The organism is Actinospineispora acaciae DSM 45401, assembly GCF_000620785.1.
Taxonomy (GTDB): Bacteria; Actinomycetota; Actinomycetes; order Mycobacteriales; family Pseudonocardiaceae; genus Pseudonocardia; species Pseudonocardia acaciae.
Window position 1 is genome coordinate 55,988 of sequence record NZ_JIAI01000007.1, and the last position, 24,864, is coordinate 80,851.

Here is a 24,864-nt window from a genome sequence, read left to right on the forward strand (position 1 = left end):
CGACAGGCTTCCGTTCCCCGGGCGAGTCCACCACGAACCGGGTTACCGCACCGGCCAACACTCCGGGATCCGTGGACAAATCTTTCGCGTAAGCCTCGGCTGGTTCTTGCGAGGTCCAGATGACCTCAGTCGCGCAGATCTCCTCCGGTCGAACCGAATGAACCCCGAACACTGCATGATGAGTGCACTTATCACCAGCGTCCGTGTCGTGGTCCGCGCCAGCTATGCGCAGCTCCCGCCACATGCCCGCTCTCCTTCCGATTGTGGATAGACCTCGGCTTTCACGGGTCAGAGTCAGCAGGGATGCTTGGCGCCAGCGTCCCGAGGTGGCCTGACCCGCGGGATCGACGACGCTAGAGCGAACCGAAGGGACACGAACACGTCGCTTCCAAGACAGTTGGGGACATTTGTGTTAAAGTAAACGTCCCCTAAATGTCCCCTCGCTTCCGCTGGTCAAGAGGTCCCAGATGGTCAACGAGCGTCTTCGTGGGTGCCTGCGGTCTTCCGGCTACACGGAAGAGTCCCTCGGCGAGGAAATCGGAGTGGATCCGAAAACTGTTCAACGCTGGATAACAAAGGACCGCACACCTCATCGGAACACAGCTATTCGTGCGTCAAAATTGCTCAACGTGCCAGCCGAATGGCTATGGTCCGACCTGGAACGGTCCAGTTCCGGCGCAAATTCGAACGAGATCGTGGCGCACTACGCACACCGATCGGATACCCCAAACCATTTGTGGATGGATCTCCTGGTTGGAGCACAGCAGAATATCGATCTATTTGCTAACGCAAGCTTGTTTCTTCCAGAGGACAACCCGGAAGCAATCAGCATAATCAAACATAAGGCGAGCCGTGGCGTCAAGGTCCGCGTCCTGCTTGCAAACCCAGATTCAGCAGCCGCCGAACTTCGAGGAAAAGAAGAGCGACTGTTTGATGGCATACCCGGACGAATCAAGATGGCCCTCGCCTACTATCGCCCTCTGCTCGATACCCCCGGAGTCGAATTTCGTCAGCACGAGACGTCACTCTACAATTCAATCTTTCGTTACGACGACCAAATGCTCGTCAACCAGCACATTTATGGTACCTACGGCTACATGGCCCCGATCCTGCATCTGCGTAAAGCCGCCGGTGCCGACATGTTCGACACCTACCTGGCAAGCTTCGAGCTAGTCTGGAGTGAAGAGTCGTACCCTTACCGAGCCGATGACAAAGGGAAGATGACTTCCACGTCAGGCCCTGGTACGCACCTCCAGCAGGACCGACGAGAAACGGTCTAGATCAACCAGACTTTCTATGACGGCGTCCGCTCCCGCGGCTTGCAGAGTACTGACATCGCTGGCTCCGGTCGCGACTGCAATAATCTTAGCGCCGCCGTTGCGCGCAGCTTCAATGTCGCGAGGAGTATCACCAATCAGGATTGTTGAGGTAGCGCCAAACTTCTCGCCATACTTCAAACGGACCTTCTCACGGGCAGCATCGACCAGTTCCGATCTAACGATACTGTCTGAGCCGTAGCCGCCGACTCCCAAGTCGACTAGCCGATCAAGATCAAATGCGTGCAACTTCGCCCAAGCGTTCGCTTCGATATTGCCCGTGAGCACCGACTGCACAACGGCCGGGACTGATAACAGCGCTCTGAGCGCATCGGCTGCACCCGGAAGCGCGTAACCTCGGTCAGGCAGCAGCGGAGCGTTCCGTTTCATCGCCTCGGCAAGCGCCTGCTCGATCCTCCCGAGATCCGCACACCTGTCGGGGGCAACTGAATTCGCACTGAACAGCTCACGCATGATCTGGAAATCTGTCCGACCGTCTGTCACCGGCCGGCCCGACGGCAGCCTCCCCGTTAGCAGCTCGAACGCCAGACTATATGTCGCCTTGCTCACGCCCCCATTTTCAATCAGAGTGTGGTCGACATCCCAAAGAACGAGAGTCTTGGGTAGCTGGTCAAGAACGCCAACTCCTACGGCAGCCATACCCTCGATCCTTTCATGATCTCGATCGGAACCGAGCATCCCGGTGTGGTACCCGACACCGTCGCCATGATCTCTCGCGCCCGGCGAACACACGGACCCTGCTCGAACGGTTCCGGGCGCACGGCCTCAACGCAGTAGCTGGCGGTGCAGCAGGTCGGTGAGCCAGCGGGTGTAGCGCTCGGGCGGCCAGCCGAGCTCGAGCACCAGCAGCCCGTACAGCTCCGGCGAGGTGTGGGCGAAGAGCAGGTCCCGGGCCTCGGTGACGGTGAGGCCGGGGCGCGTCTGGCCGGTGTCGATCAGGTGTTCGGCGAACCGCGCCATGCCGTCCAGCCGCTCGGCCTTGCGCGCGGTCCAGATCTCGGCGGCGTCGTCGTCCGCGTCGGCGGCCGCCCGCACGGCGAGGAACAGCGGCGCGAGCGAGGCGTAGACACGGCCGATCTCGGTGGCCGCCGTGGCGAGCTTGGTCGCGGCGTCGGGCTGGGCCAGCACGCGGGCGACCCAGGCGCGCTCGGCGACCGGGACCGGGTGCGGCCCGCCCAGGTCGGCGTCCAGCAGCGCGCGCAGCAGCGCCGGTTTCCCCCGCACGTGCTTGTACACGGTCTCCACCGCCACGCCGGCGCGGGTGGCGATCTCCCGCATCGTGGTGCGGGCGTAGCCGCGCTCGATGATCAGGGCGCGGCCGGCGTCCAGCACGGCCTGGCGGGTGTCCTGGGCCTGCGCCTGGCGCCTGCTGGAGTCGTAACGGCGGCGCGGCGGCGGATTTGAGCGTACGATGCCTGTATCCAATCCATGCTGTCTGTATTCAATACTTCGAGGCTGACATGAACGGTACCGAAACCACCGCCGGCGACCTGGCCCGGCGCGCCATCGACCTCATCAACACCCGCCGCCCCGACCTCGCGGCCGAGATCTTCGCCGAGGACTTCGTCATGATCGACCCGCACGGGCACGACCACGCGCCGGAAGGCAGCCCGCGCGGACCGGCGGTGTTCGCCAACATCGTCGGCTACCTGCACCGGATCTTCGACGACCTGCGCGTCGAGGTCACCGACAGCTACGACGCCGGCGACCGCGCCGCCGTGGTCGTCGACGTCATCGGGAACTACCGGGGCACCCCGGAGTCCCCCGGCCGGGGCCAGCCGGTCCGTGTCGAGCAGGTGCACTTGTGGCGCGCCAGGGACGGCAGGCTCGCCTGGCACCGGTTCGTGGAGAACGACGCCGAGCTCGAACGCCAGCTCGCCTAGCGCGAGCCCTGCTGGACGGCGCGGCCGCGCTCGGCGAGCTGATCTCGCCGCCGCGCTAGGGAACGTGGCCTCCGCGAGACCCGGACGCCTCGACGCGGTAGTGGGCGAGGCTTGCGCGGACGCTGATCGTGTGGGGGTGGTCGGCGCCCAGCACCCGGGCGAGATCGCCGAGAAGCTGCTCGAAGGCGGCGGCCGCGGCGGCCGGGTCCCCTGCCTGGCCTCGCGAACGTGCGATGTTGTGCCGGATGGCGAAGATGTGAGGGTGGTCGGGGCCTACCACCCGGAGTCGGTCGGCGAGAAGCTGCTCGAAGGCGGCGGCCGCCCCGCCCGGATCCCCCGCCTCTCCTCGCCAGCGCGCCGCGAGGTGGCGGGCACCGAGCGTCTGGGGATGGTCGGCCCCCAGCACCCGGAGGCACTCGGTGAATATCCGCTCGAAGGCATCGGCCGCCCCGGCCGGGTCGCCTGCCCGGCCTCGCCAGTGCGCAAGAGACATGCGAGTACCGAGGGTATGGGGGTGATAGGCACCGAGCACGCGGAGACGGTCGGGAAGCAGGCCCTCGTAGGCGGCGATCGCGCCGGCATGATCCCCCGCCTCGCCTCGCTGTTCAGCGACGTTGGCGCGGGTGGTGAGGGTGTCGGGATGGTCGGCGCCCAGCACCCGGAGGCGGTCCGGGGGCAGCAGCTCGAACTCCTCGGCCGCGCCGCCCGGATCTCCGGCCTGGCCTCGCCAGTAGGCGAGGTTTCCTCGGGTCGTGAGGGTGTCGGGATGATCGGCGCCCAGCACCCGGACGAGATCGGCGACCAGCTCCTCGAAGGCGATGACCGCGCCGCCCGGATCCCCTGCCTCGCCTCGCCAGCGCGCGAGGTTTCCTCGGTGGGCGAGGGTGTCGGGATGATCGGCGCCGAGCAGCCCGACGAGATCGGCGACCAGTTGCTCGAAGCCGGCGGCCGCGCCGGCCGAATCGCCCGCCTCGCCCTGCCAGTAGGCGAGGCTGCCTCGGACGGCAAGGGTCTCGGGGTGGTCGGCACCGACAACCCCAACAAGATCGGCGACGAGCTCCTCGAAGTCGGTGGCCGCGCCGGCCGGATCCCCGGCCTCGCCTCGCCAGTCCGCGAGACCGCGGCGGCAGGCGAGAGTGTCGAGGTGGTCGGGGCCGAGACGATCGCGGGATTCGGACACCATCCGCGACCAGTAGGTGATCGCCGCGTGGACCAGGCCGCACTCGCCCAGGCTCCGTCCAGCTCGCCACAAGAGCGGGTGCGCCTCGGGTTGCCAAAGATCCGCGCCGGCGCGGGTGACGAGTGTTGCGGCATTGGATCGCAGGACCTGGCCCAGTTCGGCGTCGCGCTCGGTGTGCGGCCAGATCGCCGCCAGGCTGTCGGCGGCTGCCCTGTGCAGCGCGCTGAGCCGGCCCGGGGTGAGACGCTCGACGGTGGCGCGCTGGACCAGGCCATGCACTCGCGCCGTCGCGACGGGGGCGTCGGGCTCGAGGGTGATCAGGCTGAACCGAGCGAGGTTGCGCAGGGCGTCCGAAACATCGCGCGCATCGCGTGGCCGGATTCCTCGGTCGGCCGCGTAGTCGGTGGCGGCGGCGGTGGTGGTGAGGATGTCGGTCGGGATGCCCTTGGGGTCGAGCACACCGAGCAGTTCGAGGATCGGACGAGCCAGCCCTGCCGGGGGCAAGGCGTCAGCGGCGTCGATGGAGATCGACCATGTCGCGGCCACGGTGGCCCGGTAGTCGTCGGCCAGCGCGTCCGGCGGGAACACCTCGGCAAGGCGGCGCCGGCGGTCGGTCAGGCGGGCACGGTAGCGGGCGCAGGTGTCCCCGCGATCGAGGATGAACGCGCCGGCCTGGGCCAGCGCCAACGGCAACCGGCCAAGATCGGCGGTGAGCTCATCGACCTCGCGCATCCGCGCGTCACCCGGGTCGATGTCCAGGTGGGCGCCGAGCTTCTCGGTCAGGTAGGCGCGGGCCTGGTCCGGGGTGAACACCCCGACGTCGACCCGCAGGCGTGAGATTCCGGGTCCGGTCAGGGCCGCGTCGACGCGCCGGGTGGTGACCACCGTCAGTCCCCGTGGCCCGTCCGGCCACAGTCCTTGCAGGTCCGCGGGATCGACCAGGTCGTCCAGCACGATCAACCACGACCGCTCGGTCGCGCTCTGCAGCCAGGCCAGCAGCCACCGGGCGGCCTCCTCGGCATCGCCGAAGGACCGGTGGCCGAGTTGCGCGGCAGCCCGCGCGTAGCCGGTGAGAATGGCGTCGCGGCTGTCCGAGGGCATCCACACCAGCAGATCGACATCGCCGCGGGTGCGCGCGTAGGCCGCGGCCAGCTGTGTCTTGCCCACCCCGCCAAGGCCGGACAGCACCCGCGTCACCGCCGCCGTCCCACCCTCGTCGGCCGCGGCGGCCAACAAGCGGCTTTCCTCGCGGTCCTGGAAGCAGGCCGCGAGCAACGGCACCGCGCCAACCCGTATCGGCCACGAGATCTCCACCGGCGCCATGACCGTGACGGGACCGTGGATGTTGGTCTGGACGTTGCGGTGGCCGTACTGAACGCCTTGCGCGCCTCGGAAGTCGGGTCCGCTGCCCGTGCTCACGCTGTCCTCCGCCCGAGGGGTCACGGTGATGCTACCCCGCCGCGCCGAGCGCGCTGATCAGCTCAGCATCGCCTTGACCCAGGCGCGGCCCTGGTCGCTGAGCTTCGGCGGGATCGGGGCCGCCGGCGCGCCGTCCAGCGCGTCCGACACCAGCCGCAGGAACGCGCTCGCCCGCAGGCCCTCGTTCGCCTCCCACCAGACGGCGGCCTCGCCCATCTCGGGCGTCCAGACCCCGCCGCCGAGGGCCAGCACCCGACCCTGCTCGTCGCGTTTGCGCACGCCGCTGTGGTGGATGCCGACGACCTCCCACTCGTCGTTGAACAGCGGCGCGCCCGACGAGCCCGGCGCGGTGTCCGTCTCGTAGTGCAGCCAGTCCTCGGCGAGCGCCGGGCTCTCGATCGCGGTGAGCCGGTTCTCCCGGATGCTGATCACTCGCGGCTGGCCCTGGGGGTGGTGCACGGCGTTGACCATGCCGCCCTTGGTGAGCTTGCCCAGCTCGGCGCTGAGCGCGTTGTGCGGGAGCTGGTCCAGGGTGAGCCCGTTCGAGTCGGCGCGGGCGGTGGGTGCCACGGCCACCAGGGCGTAGTCGTGCCCGCCGTCGGCGGGGCTGGCCAGGAACACCTCGTCCGGGGCCAAGTCGAACGTCGCGGTCGGCGGGATATCGCCGTCGAAGCCCTCCTCGTAGTCGAACTCGATGCGGCTCTCCCGCGCGGTGGCCAGGTCCGGCAGCACGTGCTGGTTGGTGACCATCAGGTTCGGCGCGACCAGGAAACCGGTCCCGTAGCCGACCCGCCGACCGGCGAGCCGGATGTGCACCCGCCCGACGCTGCGCCGCAGCTCGCCGCCGCGCACCAGGAACCAGGCCGGCTGGCTGTCGTTCCCGCCGATGTAGCGCTCCAGCCCCCGGTCCTCGTCGCCGGCGACCATCGCGCGGGCCGGGCCGGCGAGCAGCCGGCGGCGGCGCAGCTCGATCCGCTCCGGCGCGTCCGCGTCGAGCAGGGTGCCCAGCCGCACGTGCCTCCAGGTGGCGGTGCGCTCCTCGCGGGTGGCGCGAACGCGGCTCTCGGCGTCGGGCTGCATCGGACTACAGGGCGACGTTGGCGAAGTCGGCGCCGATGGGGAGGCGGGTCGGCGCCCTTTCCAGGCCGCTGGAGTCCAGCGGTGTCTCGTGCGCGGCCAGGTAGCCGAAGTCCAGCCCGGTGCGTTCGCCCAGCTCGGCGAGGGTCACGCGGTACATGCCGGCGTCGAACGCGGCCTCCAGGTCGGGCAGCTCGTGGATCAGCGCGGCCTGCTCCAGGGCGTAGGCCGAGGCCGCGAGCTCGCCGGCCGGGCGGCGGAACACCGCGATCTTCCAGAACGCCAGCGGCAGGCGCACGCCCTTGTAGAGCGGGTCGTCGTCGGCCATCACCGGCCCGGTGAACACGGTCAGCCGCTGGTCGGCCAGGTCGGCGTGGCCGAGCAGGAAGTTCTCCAGGCCCTGCCAGAGGTCCTGGCCCTGGTTGAACCGCTCGTGCTGCGGCGAGCAGTTCGTGAAGTGGAAGGTGTCGTCGTTGGCGCGGGGGCCTCGGTCGCCCCACACCGGGTCGAGCCGGCGCACCAGGTGGCCCCGGTCGAGGGCGTTGCGGCGGTAGAGGCCCTCGCCGATCTGCTCCGACTCGGCGATCCGGGGGTCGAAGTACCACTTGTCGTCGGCCCGCTCCAGCTCGATCGACTCGGCGCCGTCGATGTTGACCACCGTGTAGTACGCGAGCTGCCGGCTGCGGTTCATCACCAGGCTGAAGTGCGTGTAGGGCAGCACCGTGTCGTCGCTGCCGGGGTCGGCGGCGGTGTTCTTCGCGGCGTTGCGGCGCTGCTCCTCGGTGAGGACCGGCACCGGGACGCTCACCCCGAGGAAGGCCGGGTCGTAGCCCCGGTAGGCCGCGTAGTAACCGATCGGGCGGGTGGCTCCGGCCAGGGCGGGGCCGAGATCCGGGCCGGCGGTCGTGGTGTCCATGGTTGGGATGAGCGGGGGCGCGGACGCCCAGATACCGCCGCCACCCGAACGGCTCAACGCGGTTGGTGTCGCTTGAGCATCGCCCAAACCATCTCGCAAGAACCCAGGAACCATTTGTTGAACGACCACAGCCGAATCTTCAACATGCTCAGCGGCCTCATTGGTCACGCCCCTTCTCAAGCGCCTTTGCCCGAACCACCGGATGACAATTTCCAGCCGGGCACAGACCAACTTCTCGCCACGGCTGGGGCTGCATGTGATGTAGGGGATCAGATACCCGACCTGATCGCAACCGTACGTGCGGTTGAATCTATGTACGTCGAGTGGCAACGTCATATGCGTGCCGGACTGAAGCAGTCGCAAACTCAGCCCGTTCCACTCTACGAGAGAACTCGACTGTTCAGGGTGTACGAGAACACCGTGATACCTGGACTTTTCCACACGGCCGAGTATGCAGCGGCGATCTTTCGGTTCTGGAACACGTTTCTCGATATCCCCAACGATGTGGATGAAGCAGTGGCCGCACGCATGGACCGACAGCACATCCTTTACGCCGGCCGTCGTCGCTTCTCGTTTGTACTGGAGGAGCAAACCTTGTACACCCGGGTCGGTGACGTGAGTGCTATGGCTGGCCAGCTTGACCGACTTTTGGCCGTGATGACTCTTCCACGTATAAGTCTCGGCATCATTCCAGCATCCGCGGAAAGGCACTGCCTCACCCAAAGAAGTTTCTGGATTTTCGACGAGGAACGCGTGGAGGTTGAAGGCGTGTCAGCGGGTCTTGACATCACACAACCGCGGGAGATCGCACTACATGCCAAGGCATTTGCACTGCTCCAACAGTCGGCCGTGCACGGCCAAGCTGCCCGTGAGCTCATACAGCGCGCCATGACCGACCGCGCTCGAAACCTAACGGCAGTCTCGATGAAGTCGCCGGCCGGGCGGTGTAGACATAGCCGGCGCATTCAACCGCCGCCACCCGATCGGCCGCGTCAGTGCGCCCTGGCCGCCGCGGTCCGGCCGGGGGTGAGCACGGCGGGGGGCGGGGCGGGAGCGGTGGTCGCTTCGGTCGCGATGTAGCGGGCGGCGAGGCCGCCGAGCTCGGCCAGGGGCAGCGTGACGGCGGTCAGGCCGAAGATGGCGGCGGCCCGGGTGCCGCCGATGCCCGCGATGGAGACGTCGTCGGGCGCGCGCAGGCGGTGCTCCCACAGCGCGGCGAGCGCGCCGACGGCCACCTCGTCGTTCACGCAGACCACCGCGTCGGGCAGCCCGCCGGACTCGATCAGCCGCGACATCGCGGCCTTGCCGGACTCCTGGCTCAGCCCGTCGGTCTCGGCCACCGCGGCGCCGAGGCCCGACTCCCCCAGCGCCCGGCGGTAGCCCGCGATGCGCCGCTCGGTCGCGGTCAGGCCGGGGATGCGGCCGAGGCAGGTCACCTCGCGGTGCCCGAGCGCGAGCAGGTGGCGGGTCACCTCGTAACCGGCCAGCTCGTTGTCGACGATGATCTTCGTGGCGTCGAAGCCGCGCGGCGCCAGCGTCACCACCCTGGTGCCCTCCCGGACCGCGAAGTTGACCTCCTTCGCCAGCCGGGCGGTGCCGGGCGAGCCGTCGATGTCGCTGCCGCAGAACACGATCCCCGACGCCCGGTGCTCGCGCAGGACCTGGAACTTCTCCCGTTCCTCCTCGGCGTCGCGGTTCGCGTTGGCCAGCACGGTGACGTGGCCGTGGCGCGCCGCCTCGACCTCGATCCCCCGCGCCACCTCGGCGAAGTACGGGTCGAGGACGTCGCTCACGATCACGCCGATTATCCGGGCGCGCCGGTGCTTGAGCGCCTGGGCGGCGGCCGAGGGCGCGTAGCCCAACCGCTCGGCCGCCGCCTGCACGGCCTGCCGGACTGTCGCGGACACCGGGTGGTCGGAGCCGTTGAGGACCCGGGACGCGGTGGCGACCGAGACCGAGGCCGCCTCGGCCACCTCACGCAACGTGCTCATCGACGCGGATCCTCCGCCGTTGACACCCGGAACTGTCGAACCTAGGTTAGCGGCAAACGTTATCCATGATTCCGGGCGACACACCGGTACGAACGGCAAACGTTATCCACGGACGGAAGGAACCACGTGACGGGGAGCTCATTCGACCTGGTAGTCGTCGGCGCCGGCGCGGGAGGCCTGGCCACCGCGAACCGCGCCGCGAGCCTCGGCGCACGAGTCCTGGTGCTGGAGAAGGGTGCGGACGTCGGCGGCTCGGCGGCGCTGTCGGCCGGCATCCTGTGGACCGCGCCGGACCTGGCGACCCTGTGGCGGGTGCAGCCCGACGCCGATCCGGTGCTCGGGCCGCTGGTGGTCGAGGGTTACGAACGGGCGGTTGCGGACGTGCGCGCCGCCGGCGCCGAGGTCAGCGAGCCGTGGGCCGACCACCTGGAGTGGGGCCTGGCCTGCAAGATCGATATCCCGGCGTTGTTCGCGGCGTGGTCGGCCGAGGTGCGGGCGAGCGGGTCGCTGCTGACTCAGGTGAGCGAGGTCGAGCTGGTGCGCGAGCGGGGGCGGGTGGCCGGGGTCGAGTACACCCACGAGGGGCGGCGAGAGCGGGCGTCGGCCCCGGCGACGGTGCTCGCCACCGGCGGGTTCCAGGGCGACCCTGAGCTGCGGCAGGCGTTCATCGGCCACGGCGCCGACGACATAGCGGTGCGCAGCAACCCGTGCTCGGTCGGCGACGGCTTCCGGCTCGGCAAGGCCGCGGGCGGCGCCGCCAGCCGGCACCTGTCGGCGTTCTACGGCCACCTGCTGCCGAGCCCGATGGCGGTCACTCGCGAACGACTGCTGCGGCTGACGCTGTACTTCTCCGCCTACGGCGTGCTGGTCAACCGGGACGGGCGCCGGTTCACCGACGAGTCACTCGGCGACGAGGTGTCCAACCAGTTCGTGGTGCGCCAGCCCGGCCGGCGCGCGGTGCTGATCTGGGACGAGCGGGTGCAGCGCGAGCGGGCGCTGGCCGTGCCGTACCCCAGCGGCATGGCGCTGGACCGGCACGCCGAGGCGACCGCCCTGGGCGCGCGCGCCGCCCGGTGCGCGGACCTCGGCGAGCTGGTCGACGCGGTCGCGGGCTGGGGCGTGGACGGCACGGCGCTCGCGGCCACCCTGGACGGCTACCGGCGGTTCGCGGCGGGCGAGGCCGTCGCGCTCGACGCCCCGGCCAGCAGCCCGTGCCGGCTGGGAGACGGCGGTCCGTACTACGCGCTGGAGGTGCAGCCGTGCATCACGATCCCGTTCGGCGGGCTGCGGGTGGACGGCGACGCGCGCGTGCTGGACCGCGACGGCGTCTCGGTGCCCGGCCTGTACGCGGTGGGCGCGGACGCCGGCGGCGCCCAGGACCTGCGCTACATCGGCGGGCTGGTCTTCGGGTTCGTGTTCGGACGCCGCGCGGCCGAGGCGGCGCTGTGCCGGGCATGACGACGGCGACGAACCGGGTCGTGCGGTGGGCCGGCGCGCGGCGGCTCACCGTGGAGGACGCACCGTTCCCGGACGCCCGCCCTGACCAGGTCGTCGTCCAGGTGCACGGCGTCGGGATCTGCGGGACGGACCTGAGCGTGTGGCGCGGCCAGGTCGGCCGGGCGCGCCCCGGGGTGGTGCTCGGGCACGAGTTCGGCGGCACGGTGGCCGGCGTCGGGTCCGAGGTCGCCGAGTGGCGGGAAGGCCAGGCCGTCGCGATCGACCCGAACGACGGCTGCGGCGACTGCTCGCACTGCCGCGAAGGTTCGCTCGGCGCGTGCGCCCGCCGCAAGCTGCTCGGGGTCGACCTGGACGGCGGCCTGTGCCGCTACCTCGCGCTCGACCCCGCCCAACTGGTCGCCGCGGACCCCTGCACGGAGCCCCACCGCCTGGCCCTGGCCGAGCCCCTCGCGGTCGCCGTCCGGGCCTGCGAACGGGCCCGGATCGCGGCGGGCTCCCGGGTCGGAGTGATCGGCGCCGGCTCGATCGGCACGGCCTGCGTGGTGCGCGCCCGCGACCTGGGCGCGGCCTCGGTCACGGTGGTCGAGGCCGCCCCGGACCGGCGCGCGGACGCCGCCCGGCGGGGCATCGACGCCATGGCCCCCGACGAGCTGAGGCCGGACCGCTGGGACGCCGTCGTGGACACCGTCGGCATCGGCGCGACGGCGGCCTCGGCGGCCGAGGCGACGCAGCCCGGCGGCACCGTCTGCGTGGTCGGGCTCGCGCCCGAGCTGACCCCGCCGCTCGGCCAGCGCCTGGTGCGCGAGGAGATCACCCTCACCGGGTCGTTCTGCTACTCGCGCGCGCAACTGCACGAAGCGACCCGGCTGCTCGCCCGCATCGACCCCGCCGACCTGCCGGTCCGCGTCCTCGACTCGCTCGACCACGCCCCGGAGGCGTTCCTGGCCCTGGCCGACGGCGCGCTCGGCCCGTACAAGACGGTCTTCCGCCCCGAAGGAGCCCAACGGTGAGCTCGAACAGCCCCCGCCGCGCGGCGGTCGCCAGCCTGGCCGGCAGCACCCTGGAGTACTACGACAACTACATCTACGCGCTGGCCGCCGCGCTGGTCTTCGGCGAGGTGTTCTTCCCGCACGCCGGGGGCGTCGCCACCCTCGCCTCGCTGGCCACCTTCGGGGTGTCCTACGTGGCCCGCCCGCTGGGGGCGATCCTGCTCGGCCACATCGGCGACCGGATCGGCCGCAAGCACGTCCTGGTGCTCATCCTGCTGATGATGGGCTCGTGCACGTTCCTGGTCGGCTGCCTGCCCGGGTACGGCCAGATCGGGTTCTGGGCTCCGGTGCTGCTGGTGACGCTGCGGATCCTGCAGGGCATCTCGGTCGGCGGCGAGACCGCGGCGGCCACCACGCTGACCGTCGAGGTGGCCCCGCCCGGGCGTCGCGGGCTGTTCACCAGCTTCGGGCCGGTCGGCATCGTCGCCGGCTTCACGCTGGCCACGCTGGTGTTCCTGCCGATCGAGGCGCTGCGGCCCGACCAGCTGGCGAGCTGGGGCTGGCGGGTGCCGTTCTGGCTGAGCGTGTTCGTCATGCTCGCCGGCTACCTGATCCGCGCCAAGCTCAGCGAGCCGGAGGCGTTCGTCGCGGCGCAACGCAACGACGAGCTGGCCAAGCTGCCGATCGTGGAGGTGCTCCGCACGCACTGGGCGGCGATCCTGCGGGTCACGTTCTGCTCGCTGGCCTTCGCGGTGGACACCATCATCAAGGTGTTCGCGCTGTCGTACGCCACCGGCCAGAACCACGTCTCCAAGACCACCATGCTGTGGGTGCTCGTGGTCACCCACCTGTGCGCGCTGGCGACCCAGCCGCTGCTCGCGGCGCTGTCCGACCGGATCGGCCGCAAGCCGGTGTTCGTCGCGGGCAACCTGGCGTCCGCCGTGATGATCTTCGGCTACCTGGCGGCGATCGACAGCGGCAACGTCGTGCTGGTGCTGCTGGCCGCGTTCGGGTCGGTCACCGGGGCGTACGCGGCGATCAACGCGGTGTACCCGGCGCTGTTCGCGGAGATGTTCACCCTGCGGGTGCGCCAGACGGGCATGGCGCTGGGCATCCAGATCGGGCTCATCGCCGCCGGCCTCGGCCCCGCGCTGGCCACCGCGGTCACCGGCGGCTCCACCCGCTGGCTGCCGGTGGCGATCATGACGGCGGCGGTGAGCCTGATCGCGACGGCGGCCGCGCTGACCGCGAAGGAGACCTTCCGTACGCCGCTGTCCGACCTCGGCGCGCCGGCCGTCCAACGCCCGAGAAGGGTCGACGCCGCCCATGGCTGACCCCACCGGCCTCGCCGACACCCGCTGCCTGGTGGTCGGCGCGGCCAGCGGCATCGGCGACGCCGTCGCCACCCTGCTGGCCGGTGCCAGTGCCGGTGCCGAGTTCGTGGCCGCCGACCTGCCCACCGCCCGCTGGCCCGACCCGCGCCCTGGCGAGCACCGCGTCGACATCGACGTCACCGACCCGTCGAGCGTGGACGCCGCGGTCGCCGCCGCCGGGGAGGCGCTCGGCCGGATCGACGCGGTGGTCAACTGCGCCGGCGTCCTCGGCCGGGTCCAGCCGTCCTCGCACGAGACCGTCCAGGAGTTCGAGCGCCTGCTCGCCGTCAACCTGACCGGGGCGTTCATCCTGTCCCGCGCGGTGCTGCCCGCGATGGCGGCGCGCGGCTACGGCCGGCTGGTGCACCTGTCCTCCACCGCCGGCAAGGAGGGCAGCGCCGGCATGACCGGCTACTCGGCCGCGAAGGCGGGCGTCCTCGGCCTGGTCAAGGCCCTCGCAAGGGAGTACGCCGACACCGGCGTGACGGTCAACGCGATAGCCCCCGGCACCGTCGAGACACCGCTGATCGCCGCGATGTCCGAGCGCCAGCGGGCCGAGAAGCGACGGCTCATCCCGATGGGCCGCTTCGGCCTCCCCCGCGAGGCCGCCGAGCTGATCGCGTTCGTGATCTCCCCCCAGGCGTCGTTCACCACCGGCGCCGTCTTCGACCTCTCCGGCGGCCGCGCCACCTACTGACCGCCCGCACACCCAGGAGCGAGCCGCATGACCGTCGAACTGAGCCTCAACCAGGCCACCACCCGCCCCTACCCGCTCACCGACACCGCCAGGGCCGCCTCCGCCGTCGGCATCCGGCACCTCGGCCTGTGGTGCGAGCCCGTCCGCGAGCTGGGCGCCGGTCCGACCGCGCGCCTGCTGCGCGACACCGGCCTGGGCGTCACCTCGCTGAGCCGGGTCGGCTTCGTCGCCGACAAGCGCGGCCCCGAGCTGCGCGCCGCCCTCGACGAGGTGGCCGGGGCGATCGAGCTGGCGCACGCGGTCGGCGCGCCGATGCTCACCTTCATCGCCGGCGGACTGCCCACGGAGAACCCCGACCCGCGCGCCGCCGAGGCCCGCGTCGCCGACGCCCTCGCCCAGGTCGAGCCGCTCGCCCGCGCCGCCGGCGTCCGGCTCGCCCTGGAACCCCTGCACCCGCTGTTCGCCGCCGACCGCAGCGCGGTCACCACCCTGCGCGCCGCGCTGCGCACCATCGCCGAGCTGCCGCCACAGTCCGTCGGCGTGCTCATCGACAGCTACGCCACCTGGTGGGACCCCGACCTCGCCGAGGGCGTCGAGGCCGCCGGCCCCCGCATCGCCGGCTACCAGGTCAGCGACTTCCGGCTGCCGCTGCCCGCGCCCGACCACATGAACGGGCGCCTGCTGCCCGGCGACGGGATCATCGACCTGGCCCGGATGACGACCACCGTGCGCGCCGCCGGCTTCACCGGGCCGATCGAGGTCGAGGTCTTCAACGACGAGATCTGGACGCTCCCGCTCGCCGACATCGTCGCCAGGACCGTCCAGCGCTTCGAGACGCACGTCGCGTCGGGTATGCCCTACCGCCGTTAGTCGGGACAACTCCATCGCGGTCCAGTCAAGATTCGGGTGAGGTGTCCTGTGGCTGGCTACGATGTGTCGCCGTGGCGGAGGGGAGCCGTGATGGGTTACTGCCTCGGTGTAGATCTCGGCACTACCTTCGTGGCCGCCGCGCGCGCCGACGGGGCTCAGGTCGAGATGGTCACCCTCGGGGACCGCTCGGTGGTGATGCCCTCGATCGTCTACGCCGGCGAGGACGGCACCCTGGTGACCGGGGAGGCGGCCAACCGGCGGGCGGCGACCAGCCCGGAACGGGTCGCCCGCCAGTTCAAGCGGCGCCTCGGTGACCCGACGCCGATGCGCCTGGCCGACAGCTCGTACTCGGCGACCGACCTGCTCGCCACCCTGCTCCGCGAGGTGATCACCAGGGTCACCGAGACCGAGGGCGAGGCGCCGGAGCGGGTGGTGCTGACCCACCCCGCGAACTGGGGCCCGTTCCGGCGCGGCGTGTTCGAGGACGTGCCCCGGCTGGCCGGCCTCGACGACTCCGTGATGATCACCGAGCCGGAGGCGGCGGCCACCCACTACGCGGCGTCGCGGCGGCTGGAGAGCGGCGCCCTGGTGGCCGTCTACGACCTCGGCGGCGGGACGTTCGACGCCACCGTGGTGCGCAAGGTCGGCAACGGGGTGGAGACGCTGGGCACGCCCGAGGGCGTCGAGCGGCTCGGCGGGATCGACTTCGACCAGGCCGTCTTCGACTTCGTCAGCTACTCCTCGGACGGGGCGCTGGCCGACCTCGACACCCGCGACCCGAAGGCCCTGGTGGCGTTGAGCCGGCTGCGCCAGGACTGCGTGCTGGCCAAGGAGGCGCTGTCGGTCGACACCGAGACGCTGCTGCCGGTGTTCCTGCCCGGCAGGCACTTCGACGTGCGGATCACCCGCTCCGGGTTCGAGGACCTGGTGCGGGCGCAGATCGAGTCCACCATCAGCGCGCTGTCCCGCGCGCTGCGCTCGGCCCAGGTGAGCGCCGATGAGCTGAGCGCCGTACTGCTGGTGGGCGGCTCGTCGCGCATCCCGCTGGTGGCCAAGATGGTCTCCGACGAGCTGGGCCGGCCCATCCTGGTCGACACCCACCCGAAGTACGCGGTCGCGCTGGGCGCGGCCACGGTGGCGAGCATGGCCAACGGCACGGCGGCCGACCCGACGCCCGTCGAGGCCGCCCCGGCACCGGCCCGCCCAACCCGCCAGCGGGTCCGGGCGGCGGCGCCCGAGGCGACGGCGGTCGACACCGGACGGCCCGCCACGTCGGTCGTGTCGAAGATCCTGCTGGCGGTGGCGCTGCTCGCGTTGGCGGTGGCGATCGTGCTGGTCGCGATGTTCGTGTTCCAACAGATCTGGTCGGGGGCCAACCCCACCTCGGGTTAGCGGGATGGCACTCGGGTTTGGGGGGCGCACCCCCTCGTACCGCCCGGGTGCCGCTGGGAAGCTTCGGTTCGAGACGAACTCTCGAAGGGGGAAGATCATGAGCCGACGCGGGCCGTACCTCACGTTGCTGGCGGTCGCGGTGCTGGGCCTGGTGCTGCTGGGCGTCAACCTGTCCGGCACGCCGTCCTCTGCCACACCGGCACCGGCACCCGCCGCTCAGGCCCCCGCCGCGCAGGCACCCGCGCCGGCCCCGCCCGCTCCGGCGGCGGTCAGCGAGCCGTTCCCGGCCGAGGCCAAGTACACCGGGTACACCGAGGGCAACCACGCCGCCATCGCGGTCACCGTGCGCGGCGGCAAGGTGGCCGCCTACCTGTGCGACGGCAAGGCGACCGAGGCCTGGTACCAGGGCAGCGCGACGGACGGGAAGGTCGACGCCAAGGGCGGCGGCGGGGCGAACACGCTGAACGGCACGCTGGCCGGGTCCACCCTGACCGGCACCGTCACGGCCGGCGGCAAGTCCTGGACCTACTCCGCGGCGGCCGCCTCCGCACCGGCCGGGCTCTACCGCGACAAGGCCGGCGAGCGCACCACCGGCTGGATCAAGGACAAGGACGGCAAGGTCACCGGCCTGTCCCACCGGGGCACCACGATCGAACCGGCCGCCCCGCTCAACCCGTCCGCCGCCCAGTTCGTCAGCGGTGACCTCGGATGACCACACCACCGGTCCCGCCCCGCACCGACCCGAAGGCGGCCACCCTGGTGGCCCCGGTGCTGGTCGGGTGCCTGGTCGCGGTGGCGCTGGGCGTCTACGGCGCCGTGCACCAGCCGACCGGCTTCTCCATCAACGTGTCCGGGTTCAGCAGCGGGGTCTACGTCAAGTCCTGGCTGGTCACCGTGTCCGCGCTGCTGGCGATCACCCAGCTGGCGACCGCCTCGCTGCTCTACCGGGGCAACACCGCGAGCTGGGTGCCGGCCCTGCACCGCTGGTCGGGGCGCGTCGCCGTGCTGCTCACCGTCCCGGTGGTGGTGCACTGCCTGTTCGCGCTGGGCTTCGAGGCCTCCAGCCCGAGGGTGCTGGTCCACTCGCTGCTCGGCTGCCTGTTCTACGGCGCGTTCGTGACCAAGATGATGACCCTGACCAGGCGCGGCCTGCCGGGGTGGGTGCTGCCGGCGGTCGGCGGCGTCACGTTCACCGCCCTGATAGGCCTGTGGCTGACCTCGGCGCTGTGGGCGTTCGGCAACCAGGGCCTGCACCTGTAGGAAACCGCGCTACGAGCATGGCGGCTCGATCGTCGAGCCGGACGGCAAGAGGGCGCGCTCGGCCGGGGTGAACGGGCGGTTGGAGAACCGGCAGAGGGAGTCGAACCACTGCTGGCCCGTCAGCGGCATGCTGAACGGTGCCGAGCCGTCCACGCCCCTGGCATCCATCCCGCGACCGTTCTTGAGCCGACCGGCGAGTTGGTGGAACGCCGTCGGCACCAGGAACGAGCCGCTGAGATGCCCGCCCTCGACCTCCCACAGCTGAGCGAGCTGCTGGGTGCCGCCCACCGTGCGCACGAGCATGACGTGTCCGTCCTCGGTGAAGCCCTCCGCCTGCGCGAGGACGCCGGTGGGGATGGGTGGACGGATCAGCTCGCCCGTCTCGACGTCCCAGATGTCGAGCGTGCGGGCCTGGGTGGTGGCGGCGAGGCGGCGTCCGGTCGCGTCGAACGTAAAGCTCACCGTCTTGCGCCCACCCAGGCTCGGCAGCGTCACCAGCCGCCGGCCGGCCACCGCGTCCCAGACCTGGATGGCATTGTCCGGGCCCAGCGCGGCCACCTGCCCCGGATGCCCCGGCCTCGCTTCGAAGTTCGCGGCGCCTCGGAACCATCCCTGCTCGGCGGGGGTCTGACCGAGCCGGGTCGGCGGCGCGAGAGGCGCGGCGGAGGCCCGGTCCCACACGGTGACCACCCCGCCGGCATAGCCGACCACCCGCCCGTCCGCGACCTCGAACCACCGGCTGTGCTCCGACTCGCCCGCCGCACGCGGCATCGTGTAGCTGCCCATGAGGGCCAGCGTGGGAAACGCGTGATCCCGAAGAACCCACCGGTCGGGGGTCTCGATCGCCACCAGGACGGAGTCCCCCACCATCTCTTCGACGCTGCCCCCGGGGCCGGCGTCGGGCTTGGCGGCCCTGGTCAGCTCGCGGCCCGAGGCCGCATCGAAGACCGTGTACCCGGCGTCCTCGACGCCGATCAGGAACCTCCCGTCATCGCTGCCCCCCAGGGCAGGGCCGGTCCCGTCGGGGCGGACGCCCACCCGGCTCGCGCCCCGCATCCGCAGCAGCGAGGTGCCCTGGCCGAGCACGGCCGAGGGGGCGCCGTCCCGCGCCGGGAGCACGCCGAGCAGCGTCTGCACCGTGACCTGGTTCGGGTCGATCATGGGGTTCTCGCCGGGCATCGCGACCTCGAACGTGCGCCCGTCGACCAGGTTGGTGACCCGGGTGGTGCTGTAGTCCCGCGCGCCGTGCGGCCTGTCGACGAGGTGGTACCCGTCCCGGGAGATCGTGGACCGAATCCCGGACTGCAGGCATGACCGCGTCGGGATGCGCAGCAGCTCGGCGGACAGGTCGGCGCGCTGGACGACGGCGGTCCGCTCCCCCGCGCAGGAGACCACCGCGTCCCCGCTGCCACGCAACACCGTGCCGGGCGGGTACTCCCGCGTCACCGAGCCGTTCGACAGCGACCGCGCCACCAGCCGCCTGCTGCCGCCGACCGGGTCGCCCCGGCTGACGAACAGCGCGTCGGGGTCGGCGCCCAGCGCGATGTCGGAGACGTCCGCCTCGGCGAGCGGCGCGAGCGGACCCCCGGTCCGCGCCCGGCGCTCGACGTCCCAGACCTCGATCCCGCGCCCGGCCGGCCCCGGCGGCGTCAGCCAGGCGAGCCGGCGCCCGTCCGGTGAGAAGGCGTGCCCGACGGGGTCCGCGCTGCCCGGCTCGGCCAGCCGGTCCGGCCCCCGGCGCGCCGCCACGTCCCAGGTCCACACCGCGCCGTCACGGTCCGCGACCGCGAGCCGGCGCCCGTCCGGGCTCAGCGCCGACCAGCGCGACCTCGGCGGCACCCCGGGCACCACCCAGCGCGACTCCGGCCCGCCGACGACCACCAGCCCGGCGCCGTCGGGGAGCAGCACGGTGCCGTCGGTGGACATCTGGTAGTCCACGATCGGGGTGTCCGTCACGCCGGCGAGCACCGCGTCCACCGACCGCAGCCCCAAGAACTGCTTGGCGAGCACGGTTCTGGCGTTGGCGTTGCGCGGGTCGAGCCGGAACGCGGCGAGCGCGAGCTGGGTGGCGGTCACCGGGTCGTTGTCCGCCTGGGTCAGGGCGTTCGCGGCGAGCAGCTCGGAGTTCGCGGTCCGGAGCTGGTCGCCGAGCTCGTCGCCGCGCCGCACCGCGACCGCCGCGAGCACCCCGGCGAGCACGACCAGCGTCGCCAGCACGGCCGTCACCAGCCGCCAGCGCCGCGCGTCCCGGCGCTGGCGGGCGCGGCTGCGCCGCACGTACTCCCGGCTCGGCTCCGCCAGGTCCCCGGCCCGCGCCGGCAGCCAGTCCGACGCCGCGGCCAGCGCCGCCCCGCGCAGCAGCGAGCCGTCGTCGTGGCCGGACTCCTCCCACCGCTCCCGCTGGGCGTCGAGCCGGGCCCGCCAGGTCAGGAAGGCCTGGTCCTCGGCCAGCCAGTCACGCAGCCGGGGCCAGTGCTCGATGACGGCCTGGTGCGCGAGCTGGACGACGTGCTCCCCGCCGGCCTCCACCACCAGCAACCGGCCCTCGATCAGCCGGTGCACCAACGGGTGCAGCTCCGGCGCCAGGTCCTCCAGCCGAACCGGCCGGCGGGTCAGCCGCCCGTCGCGGTCCGCGCCCGCGAGTGCCACGAACAGCCGGCGCAGCTGCGGCTCGTCCATCGAGCCGGTCACCTGCTCGGCGCGCTTGGCCACCACCCCCGCGACGCCACCGGCGCGCTCGTACGCCTCCACCGTGAGGAAGCCGCCCTCGCGCCGCTCCCACAGCTCGGTGAGCAGGGACTCCACCAGGGGCAGCTGGCCGGGCTCGGCTGCGGCGTCGTCCAGGATGCGGTCGACCAGTCCGAGCTCGAAGGACAGCCCCGGCGCCCACTCGGCGGGCGCCACGATCGCGTCCCGCAGCTGGCCGCGCCGCATCGGCGGCAGCAGCACGGTCCCGGTGCTCAGCAGCGCCGCCGCCTCGGGCGCGAACAGGTTGTCCAGGGTCGCCGAGCGCAGCGTGAGCAGCACCAGCACCCGCCGGGCGTCCCGTTCGGCCAGCTCGACCAACCGCTCCAGCAGCTCGCCCGCCTCGGCCGGCTCGGTCGACTCCAGCTCCTCGAACTGGTCGACCAGGAGCACCAACCGCTGTTCGCGCTCGGTCCTCGACAGCGCGGCGTCCAGCGCGGCCGCGGTGCGTACCTCGACGATCTGGTCGCCCCGCGCCCGCAGCCTGGGCAACAGTCCGGCCCGCACCAGCGACGACTTGCCGGCCCCGGACGGGCCCGCCACCGCGACCAGCCGCTGCCGCGCGGCGACCTCCTCGAGCCGGGCCAGATCGTGCCCCCGGCCGAAGAACAGCGAGGCGTGTTCCTCGCCGAACGGTTCCAGCCCCCGGTACGGGCAGGGCAGCAGCTCGGGATCCACCCCGAGCACCGCGTCCAGCGGGATCAGGTACGCCGTGGTGGTGGCGCCGCTGCCGTCCGCCGCGACGGTCATGCCCACCACCGCGCCGGCCTCGGTGTGCCACACCGGCGAGCCGCTGTAGCCGCCCACGATCTGCTGCTCGCCCACCTCGGTCTGCAGCTGGAACCAGCCGGTGGCCTGCTCGCCCCTGATGTGCCCGGTCGTCCAGACGCCGTCCGCCATCCCCTCGGGGAAGCCCAGCACCCGGAACCGCTGGTCCCACATCTGGTCGATCCGCCGCAGCGGCGGCATCCGGACCCCGGCCGGCAGCTCGCCGCGCAGCGCCAGCACGGCGATGTCCCCGCTGCCGTCCGCCCCGATCGGCCGCCACCGACGCACGGTGGCCATCACCGACGGCGGCGCCGAGCCGGGCTCGCCGAACAGCGGGAAGTCCACCCGCACCGGCGTGGTGGGCGCCGCGTCCCGATGCGGGTCCTCGCCGAGCGCCGTCGCGATCACGTGCGCGCAGGTGACCATCCGCTCCGGATCGATCAGGAACCCGGCGCCGACGACCTCCCCCTCCGAGCCAAGAACCCGCACGACCACCCGCGCCGCGAGCGAGTGATCCTGCCCAGCCGCACTCACCCATCCAGGCTAGCCACGCCGCCGCTTTCGGCCGCACACACCTCATGGCCGCCGCACACCAACCGCCGCCACCCCCGCCAGTGATCATCAGGTCACCACGGTTGCTATAGCACCCGCGCAACAACCGTAGTGACCTGATGATCTTCTTACACCGCTAGACCGACCGTCGGTCTAGAAGGTTCCGGGCGACCAGGAACGCGACACCGAACCAGCACGCGGACCTCACAACATGCCGCCCAGCACCCGGCGACGCCTCGGTGAACGTGTCGAAGTCCCCGTCCCTCGGTCAGCCCCGACAACGTCGAGCCGATCGAGCGGCCCGTCACCGCGAGCGGCAAGGCGGCCGAGGCGATGCCGCCCCGATCACGGGCGCACGCCGGCCTGCGCACCCCGTTGCCCGTGCCACCCAGCGCTGATCATCAGGTCACCACGGTTGCTATAGCGCCCGCACAACAACCATGGTGACCTGATGATCTCTTCACACCACTAGACCGACCGTCGGTCTAACCGGAATCGGACGTGTCACCGCCGACGGCGAAGGTCAACAAGGCGTTCCCGCACGAGCGGTCCCGAACCATGCCGTCCGCGTCACGTCGCGATGCCGGATCGGCAGTTCGCGCGCCCCCGCACATCGACTGGGATGGGTGCATGAGCACGGACGAGCTCGACCCCGCCGGCATCGACCTGTCGGACATCAACGGCTTCTGGAGCCGCCCGATCGAGTACCGGCACGCGGCGTTCGACGCGCTGCGCGCCCGCCCCGGGCTGCCGTTCTACGCCGAGCCGGACTTCTCCTTCGGGCAGCCCGGGCCCGGCTACTACGCGCTGACCAGGCTGGACGACATCGTCACCGCCAGCCGCACGCCGGCCGTCTACATCTCCGGGGAGGGCGCGGCCGGCGCGGTGGACTTCCCCGTCGAGCTCCGCGAGTTCTACGGCTCGATGATCAACATGGACGACCCCCGGCACGGCAGGCTGCGCCGGATCGTCTCCCGGGGGTTCACCCCGAAGATGCTCGACGCGCTCACCGACAACGTCTCCCAGGTCGCCACCCGGATCGTCGACGAGGTGATCGAGTCGGGCGAGTGCGACGCCGTCGCCGACCTCGCCGCCAAGCTGCCGCTGACGATCATCTGCGACATGATGGGCATCCCGGCCAGCCAGCACCGGTTCGTCTTCGACACCACCAACGTCATCCTGGGTACGCAGGATCCGGAGTACGTCCCGGACCGGAGCAACATCTTCCAGGCCTTCCTCGATGCCGGCCAGGACATGGCCAACCTGGTGCGCGAGCTGGCCAAGCTGCGCGCCGAGCACCCCACCGACGACCTGATCTCCAAGCTGACCAACGCCGAGATCGACGGCGAGTCCCTGACCCCCGACGAGCTGGCCTCGTTCTTCATCCTGCTGGTGGCGGCCGGCAACGAGACCACCCGCAACGCGATCAGCTGGGGCATCGACCTGCTCACCAAGAACCCCGAGCAGCGCACCGCCTGGCTGGCCGACCTCGACGGCGTCACCCCGACCGCGGTAGAGGAGATCGTCCGCTGGGCCTCACCGGTGATCTTCATGCGGCGCGTGCTCGCCGAGCCCGCCGAGCTGTCCGGCCAGCGCCTCGAACCCGGGGACAGGGTGCTGATGTTCTACTGGGCCGCCAACCGCGACCCGGCCCACTTCGAGCACCCCGAACGGTTCGACGTGCGCCGCTCGCCCAACCCGCACATCGGCTTCGGCGGCCCCGGCCCGCACTTCTGCCTGGGCGCCCACCTGGCCCGCCGCGAGATCACCGTGATGTTCCGCGAACTGCTCACCCGCATCCCCGACATCCACGCCACCGCCGAACCGGCCCGGCTGAGCTCGCAGTTCATCAACGGCATCAAGCGGCTGCCCGTCGCCTTCACCCCAGGAGGCACCATGTGATCGTCAGCCCTTGACCGAAGGAGAGAAGCGGATGACCGACGGCCGGCTGCCGAAGATCACGTTGGAGGAGGCGTACCAGCACCCGGACGCGGTGCGCGCCATTCTCGCGAACGAGGAGGACCTGCGCGGGCTGTTGGAGAGCGTGGCGCTGACCCCGGAGTACTACCACCGGGTCGCGCGGCGGCTGCCCGAGTTCGACGAGCTGCGCCTGGCCAGCATGGACGCCGCCGGCATCGAGCACCAAATCATCTCGCTGACCGCCCCCGGCATCCAGGCCATCGCCGACCCCGCCGAGGCCACCGCCGAGGCCCGCCGGCAGAACGACTTCCTGGCCGGCCAGGTCGCCCGCCACCCCGCGCGCTACTCCGGTTTCGCCGCCGTCGCGCTGCAGGACCCCGAGGGCGCCGGCAAGGAGCTGCGCCGGGCCGTCACCGAGCTGGGGTTCAAGGGCGTGCTGGTCAACGGCTACACCAACGTCGGCGGCCACGAGCACGGCCGGTACCTCGACGACCCCGCGTACCACCCGTTCTGGGAGGCGCTGGCCGAGCTCGACGTCCCGCTGTACCTGCACCCCCGCCCGCCGCTGCCCGGCGCGCAGGCCGACCTCTACCGGGGGCATCCGGAGATGCTCGGCGCCACCTGGGGCTTCGGCAGCGAGACGGCCACCCACGCGGTGCGGCTGCTGCTGAGCGGGCACTTCGACAGGTTCCCCAGCACCCAGCTGATCCTCGGTCACCTCGGCGAAGGCCTGCCCGCGCTGCTGTGGCGGACCCAGAACATGTTCGACCTCAACCCCGGCGACAAGAAGATCAGGAAGACCATCCCGGAGTACGTCGCGGACAACATCTGGATCACCACCAGCGGCACCTTCTCCGACCAGGCCCTGATCAACGCCGTCCTCGCGGTGGGCGCCGACCACATCCTGTTCTCGGTGGACTACCCCTACTCGGACAACGCCGACGGCGCGGCCTGGATCGAACGCACCCCGATCAGCGAGCTGGACCGCCGCAAGATCGCCCACGGCAACGCCCGCGCCCTGTTCGGCCTGGGCTGAA

General features: G+C 71.5%; 20 protein-coding genes. 13 read left to right on the plus strand and 7 right to left on the minus strand.

Annotated elements, in window-relative coordinates:
- The first annotated feature begins 467 nt into the window (after positions 1-467).
- Positions 468-1,280, plus strand: coding sequence for a helix-turn-helix domain-containing protein (locus N912_RS62445; protein ID WP_084211291.1), 813 nt, complete (start codon positions 468-470; stop codon positions 1,278-1,280).
- Here the strand turns inward: N912_RS62445 and N912_RS62450 are convergent.
- Positions 1,233-2,015 (minus strand): HAD family hydrolase, encoded by a 783-nt coding sequence (locus N912_RS62450; RefSeq protein ID WP_211261425.1) that lies wholly within the window; start codon positions 2,013-2,015, stop codon positions 1,233-1,235. The genes N912_RS62445 and N912_RS62450 overlap by 48 nt on opposite strands.
- Positions 2,016-2,102: 87 nt before the next feature.
- Entirely contained in the window at positions 2,103-2,762 is a 660-nt protein-coding gene (locus N912_RS0128285; RefSeq protein ID WP_084211293.1) for a helix-turn-helix domain-containing protein, read from the minus strand.
- A 35-nt stretch (positions 2,763-2,797) separates the two neighbouring features.
- On the opposite strand from N912_RS0128285, the gene N912_RS0128290 reads away from it, so the two are divergent.
- Positions 2,798-3,220 carry an ester cyclase gene (locus N912_RS0128290; RefSeq protein ID WP_028925038.1) on the plus strand — a complete coding sequence of 141 codons (423 nt, stop codon included), beginning with the start codon at positions 2,798-2,800 and terminating at the stop codon, positions 3,218-3,220.
- Between the two features lie 55 nt (positions 3,221-3,275).
- Here N912_RS0128290 and N912_RS55205 read toward each other — a convergent pair whose 3' ends face one another.
- Genes N912_RS55205 through N912_RS0128305 form a run of 3 tightly spaced genes read right to left on the minus strand, consistent with a single transcriptional unit; the run spans position 3,276 to position 7,812 of the window.
- Positions 3,276-5,819, minus strand: a complete 2,544-nt coding sequence (locus N912_RS55205) for a tetratricopeptide repeat protein (RefSeq protein WP_156994111.1) — start codon at positions 5,817-5,819, stop codon at positions 3,276-3,278.
- Between the two features lie 57 nt (positions 5,820-5,876).
- Positions 5,877-6,899 (minus strand): trypsin-like serine peptidase, encoded by a 1,023-nt coding sequence (locus N912_RS55210; RefSeq protein WP_051580916.1) that lies wholly within the window; start codon positions 6,897-6,899, stop codon positions 5,877-5,879.
- A gap of 4 nt (positions 6,900-6,903) precedes the next feature.
- Complete coding sequence (locus N912_RS0128305; RefSeq protein WP_051580917.1) at positions 6,904-7,812, minus strand: DNA/RNA non-specific endonuclease; 909 nt, start codon at positions 7,810-7,812, stop codon at positions 6,904-6,906.
- 117 nt (positions 7,813-7,929) lie between these two features.
- On the opposite strand from N912_RS0128305, the gene N912_RS63845 reads away from it, so the two are divergent.
- The gene (locus N912_RS63845; protein WP_156994113.1) at positions 7,930-8,892 is read left to right on the plus strand and encodes a DUF5753 domain-containing protein; all 963 of its coding nucleotides are present in this window, start codon (positions 7,930-7,932) and stop codon (positions 8,890-8,892) included.
- Here N912_RS63845 and N912_RS55215 read toward each other — a convergent pair.
- A complete protein-coding gene (locus tag N912_RS55215) occupies positions 8,805-9,803 on the minus strand; it encodes a LacI family DNA-binding transcriptional regulator (RefSeq protein ID WP_051580918.1) in 999 nt (332 codons plus the stop codon). The genes N912_RS63845 and N912_RS55215 overlap by 88 nt on opposite strands.
- Positions 9,804-9,929: 126 nt before the next feature.
- Here N912_RS55215 and N912_RS0128315 point away from each other — a divergent pair, with 126 nt between their 5' ends.
- The 8 genes from N912_RS0128315 to N912_RS0128350 all read left to right on the plus strand — a co-directional run bounded on the left by N912_RS0128315 (position 9,930) and on the right by N912_RS0128350 (position 17,842).
- Positions 9,930-11,261 carry an FAD-binding protein gene (locus N912_RS0128315; RefSeq protein ID WP_028925040.1) on the plus strand — a complete coding sequence of 444 codons (1,332 nt, stop codon included), beginning with the start codon at positions 9,930-9,932 and terminating at the stop codon, positions 11,259-11,261.
- Positions 11,258-12,271, plus strand: a complete 1,014-nt coding sequence (locus N912_RS0128320) for a zinc-dependent alcohol dehydrogenase (protein WP_156994115.1) — start codon at positions 11,258-11,260, stop codon at positions 12,269-12,271. Before N912_RS0128315 ends, N912_RS0128320 begins: the two co-directional genes overlap by 4 nt.
- The gene (locus N912_RS0128325; protein WP_028925042.1) at positions 12,268-13,584 is read left to right on the plus strand and encodes an MFS transporter; all 1,317 of its coding nucleotides are present in this window, start codon (positions 12,268-12,270) and stop codon (positions 13,582-13,584) included. Before N912_RS0128320 ends, N912_RS0128325 begins: the two co-directional genes overlap by 4 nt.
- Entirely contained in the window at positions 13,577-14,320 is a 744-nt protein-coding gene (locus tag N912_RS0128330) for an SDR family NAD(P)-dependent oxidoreductase (RefSeq protein ID WP_028925043.1), read from the plus strand. Before N912_RS0128325 ends, N912_RS0128330 begins: the two co-directional genes overlap by 8 nt.
- A gap of 27 nt (positions 14,321-14,347) precedes the next feature.
- Positions 14,348-15,190: a sugar phosphate isomerase/epimerase family protein gene (locus N912_RS0128335; RefSeq protein ID WP_028925044.1), complete on the plus strand. Its 843-nt coding sequence runs from the start codon at positions 14,348-14,350 to the stop codon at positions 15,188-15,190.
- Positions 15,191-15,280: 90 nt separating this feature from the next.
- Complete coding sequence (locus N912_RS55220) at positions 15,281-16,582, plus strand: Hsp70 family protein (RefSeq protein ID WP_156994116.1); 1,302 nt, start codon at positions 15,281-15,283, stop codon at positions 16,580-16,582.
- A gap of 97 nt (positions 16,583-16,679) precedes the next feature.
- On the plus strand, positions 16,680-17,294 hold the full coding sequence (locus tag N912_RS0128345) for a hypothetical protein (RefSeq protein ID WP_028925045.1): 615 nt from the start codon (positions 16,680-16,682) through the stop codon (positions 17,292-17,294).
- A complete protein-coding gene (locus N912_RS0128350; RefSeq protein ID WP_028925046.1) occupies positions 17,291-17,842 on the plus strand; it encodes a DUF6529 family protein in 552 nt (183 codons plus the stop codon). Before N912_RS0128345 ends, N912_RS0128350 begins: the two co-directional genes overlap by 4 nt.
- Before the next feature lie 9 nt (positions 17,843-17,851).
- On the opposite strand, the gene N912_RS66525 is transcribed toward N912_RS0128350, so the two are convergent.
- Positions 17,852-21,889 carry an nSTAND1 domain-containing NTPase gene (locus N912_RS66525; RefSeq protein ID WP_156994117.1) on the minus strand — a complete coding sequence of 1,346 codons (4,038 nt, stop codon included), beginning with the start codon at positions 21,887-21,889 and terminating at the stop codon, positions 17,852-17,854.
- Between the two features lie 648 nt (positions 21,890-22,537).
- On the opposite strand from N912_RS66525, the gene N912_RS0128360 reads away from it, so the two are divergent.
- Both N912_RS0128360 and N912_RS55225 read left to right on the plus strand, forming a co-directional pair.
- Entirely contained in the window at positions 22,538-23,809 is a 1,272-nt protein-coding gene (locus N912_RS0128360) for a cytochrome P450 (protein WP_028925048.1), read from the plus strand.
- A gap of 31 nt (positions 23,810-23,840) precedes the next feature.
- The gene (locus N912_RS55225; RefSeq protein WP_051580920.1) at positions 23,841-24,863 is read left to right on the plus strand and encodes an amidohydrolase family protein; all 1,023 of its coding nucleotides are present in this window, start codon (positions 23,841-23,843) and stop codon (positions 24,861-24,863) included.
- The last annotated feature ends 1 nt before the right edge of the window (position 24,864 follow it).

Bases quoted from the DNA above. Each gene is read 5' to 3' on its own strand.
- N912_RS62445 (WP_084211291.1), top strand. From the start codon at position 468: ATGGTCAACGAGCGTCTTCGTGGGTGCCTGCGGTCTTCCGGCTACACG.
- N912_RS62450 (WP_211261425.1), bottom strand. From the start codon at position 2,015: ATGCTCGGTTCCGATCGAGATCATGAAAGGATCGAGGGTATGGCTGCC.
- N912_RS0128290 (WP_028925038.1), top strand. From the start codon at position 2,798: ATGAACGGTACCGAAACCACCGCCGGCGACCTGGCCCGGCGCGCCATC.
- N912_RS55210 (WP_051580916.1), bottom strand. From the start codon at position 6,899: ATGCAGCCCGACGCCGAGAGCCGCGTTCGCGCCACCCGCGAGGAGCGC.
- N912_RS0128305 (WP_051580917.1), bottom strand. From the start codon at position 7,812: ATGGACACCACGACCGCCGGCCCGGATCTCGGCCCCGCCCTGGCCGGA.
- N912_RS55215 (WP_051580918.1), bottom strand. From the start codon at position 9,803: ATGAGCACGTTGCGTGAGGTGGCCGAGGCGGCCTCGGTCTCGGTCGCC.
- N912_RS0128320 (WP_156994115.1), top strand. From the start codon at position 11,258: ATGACGACGGCGACGAACCGGGTCGTGCGGTGGGCCGGCGCGCGGCGG.
- N912_RS0128330 (WP_028925043.1), top strand. From the start codon at position 13,577: ATGGCTGACCCCACCGGCCTCGCCGACACCCGCTGCCTGGTGGTCGGC.
- N912_RS0128335 (WP_028925044.1), top strand. From the start codon at position 14,348: ATGACCGTCGAACTGAGCCTCAACCAGGCCACCACCCGCCCCTACCCG.
- N912_RS55220 (WP_156994116.1), top strand. From the start codon at position 15,281: ATGGGTTACTGCCTCGGTGTAGATCTCGGCACTACCTTCGTGGCCGCC.
- N912_RS0128345 (WP_028925045.1), top strand. From the start codon at position 16,680: ATGAGCCGACGCGGGCCGTACCTCACGTTGCTGGCGGTCGCGGTGCTG.
- N912_RS0128350 (WP_028925046.1), top strand. From the start codon at position 17,291: ATGACCACACCACCGGTCCCGCCCCGCACCGACCCGAAGGCGGCCACC.
- N912_RS0128360 (WP_028925048.1), top strand. From the start codon at position 22,538: ATGAGCACGGACGAGCTCGACCCCGCCGGCATCGACCTGTCGGACATC.
- N912_RS55225 (WP_051580920.1), top strand. From the start codon at position 23,841: ATGACCGACGGCCGGCTGCCGAAGATCACGTTGGAGGAGGCGTACCAG.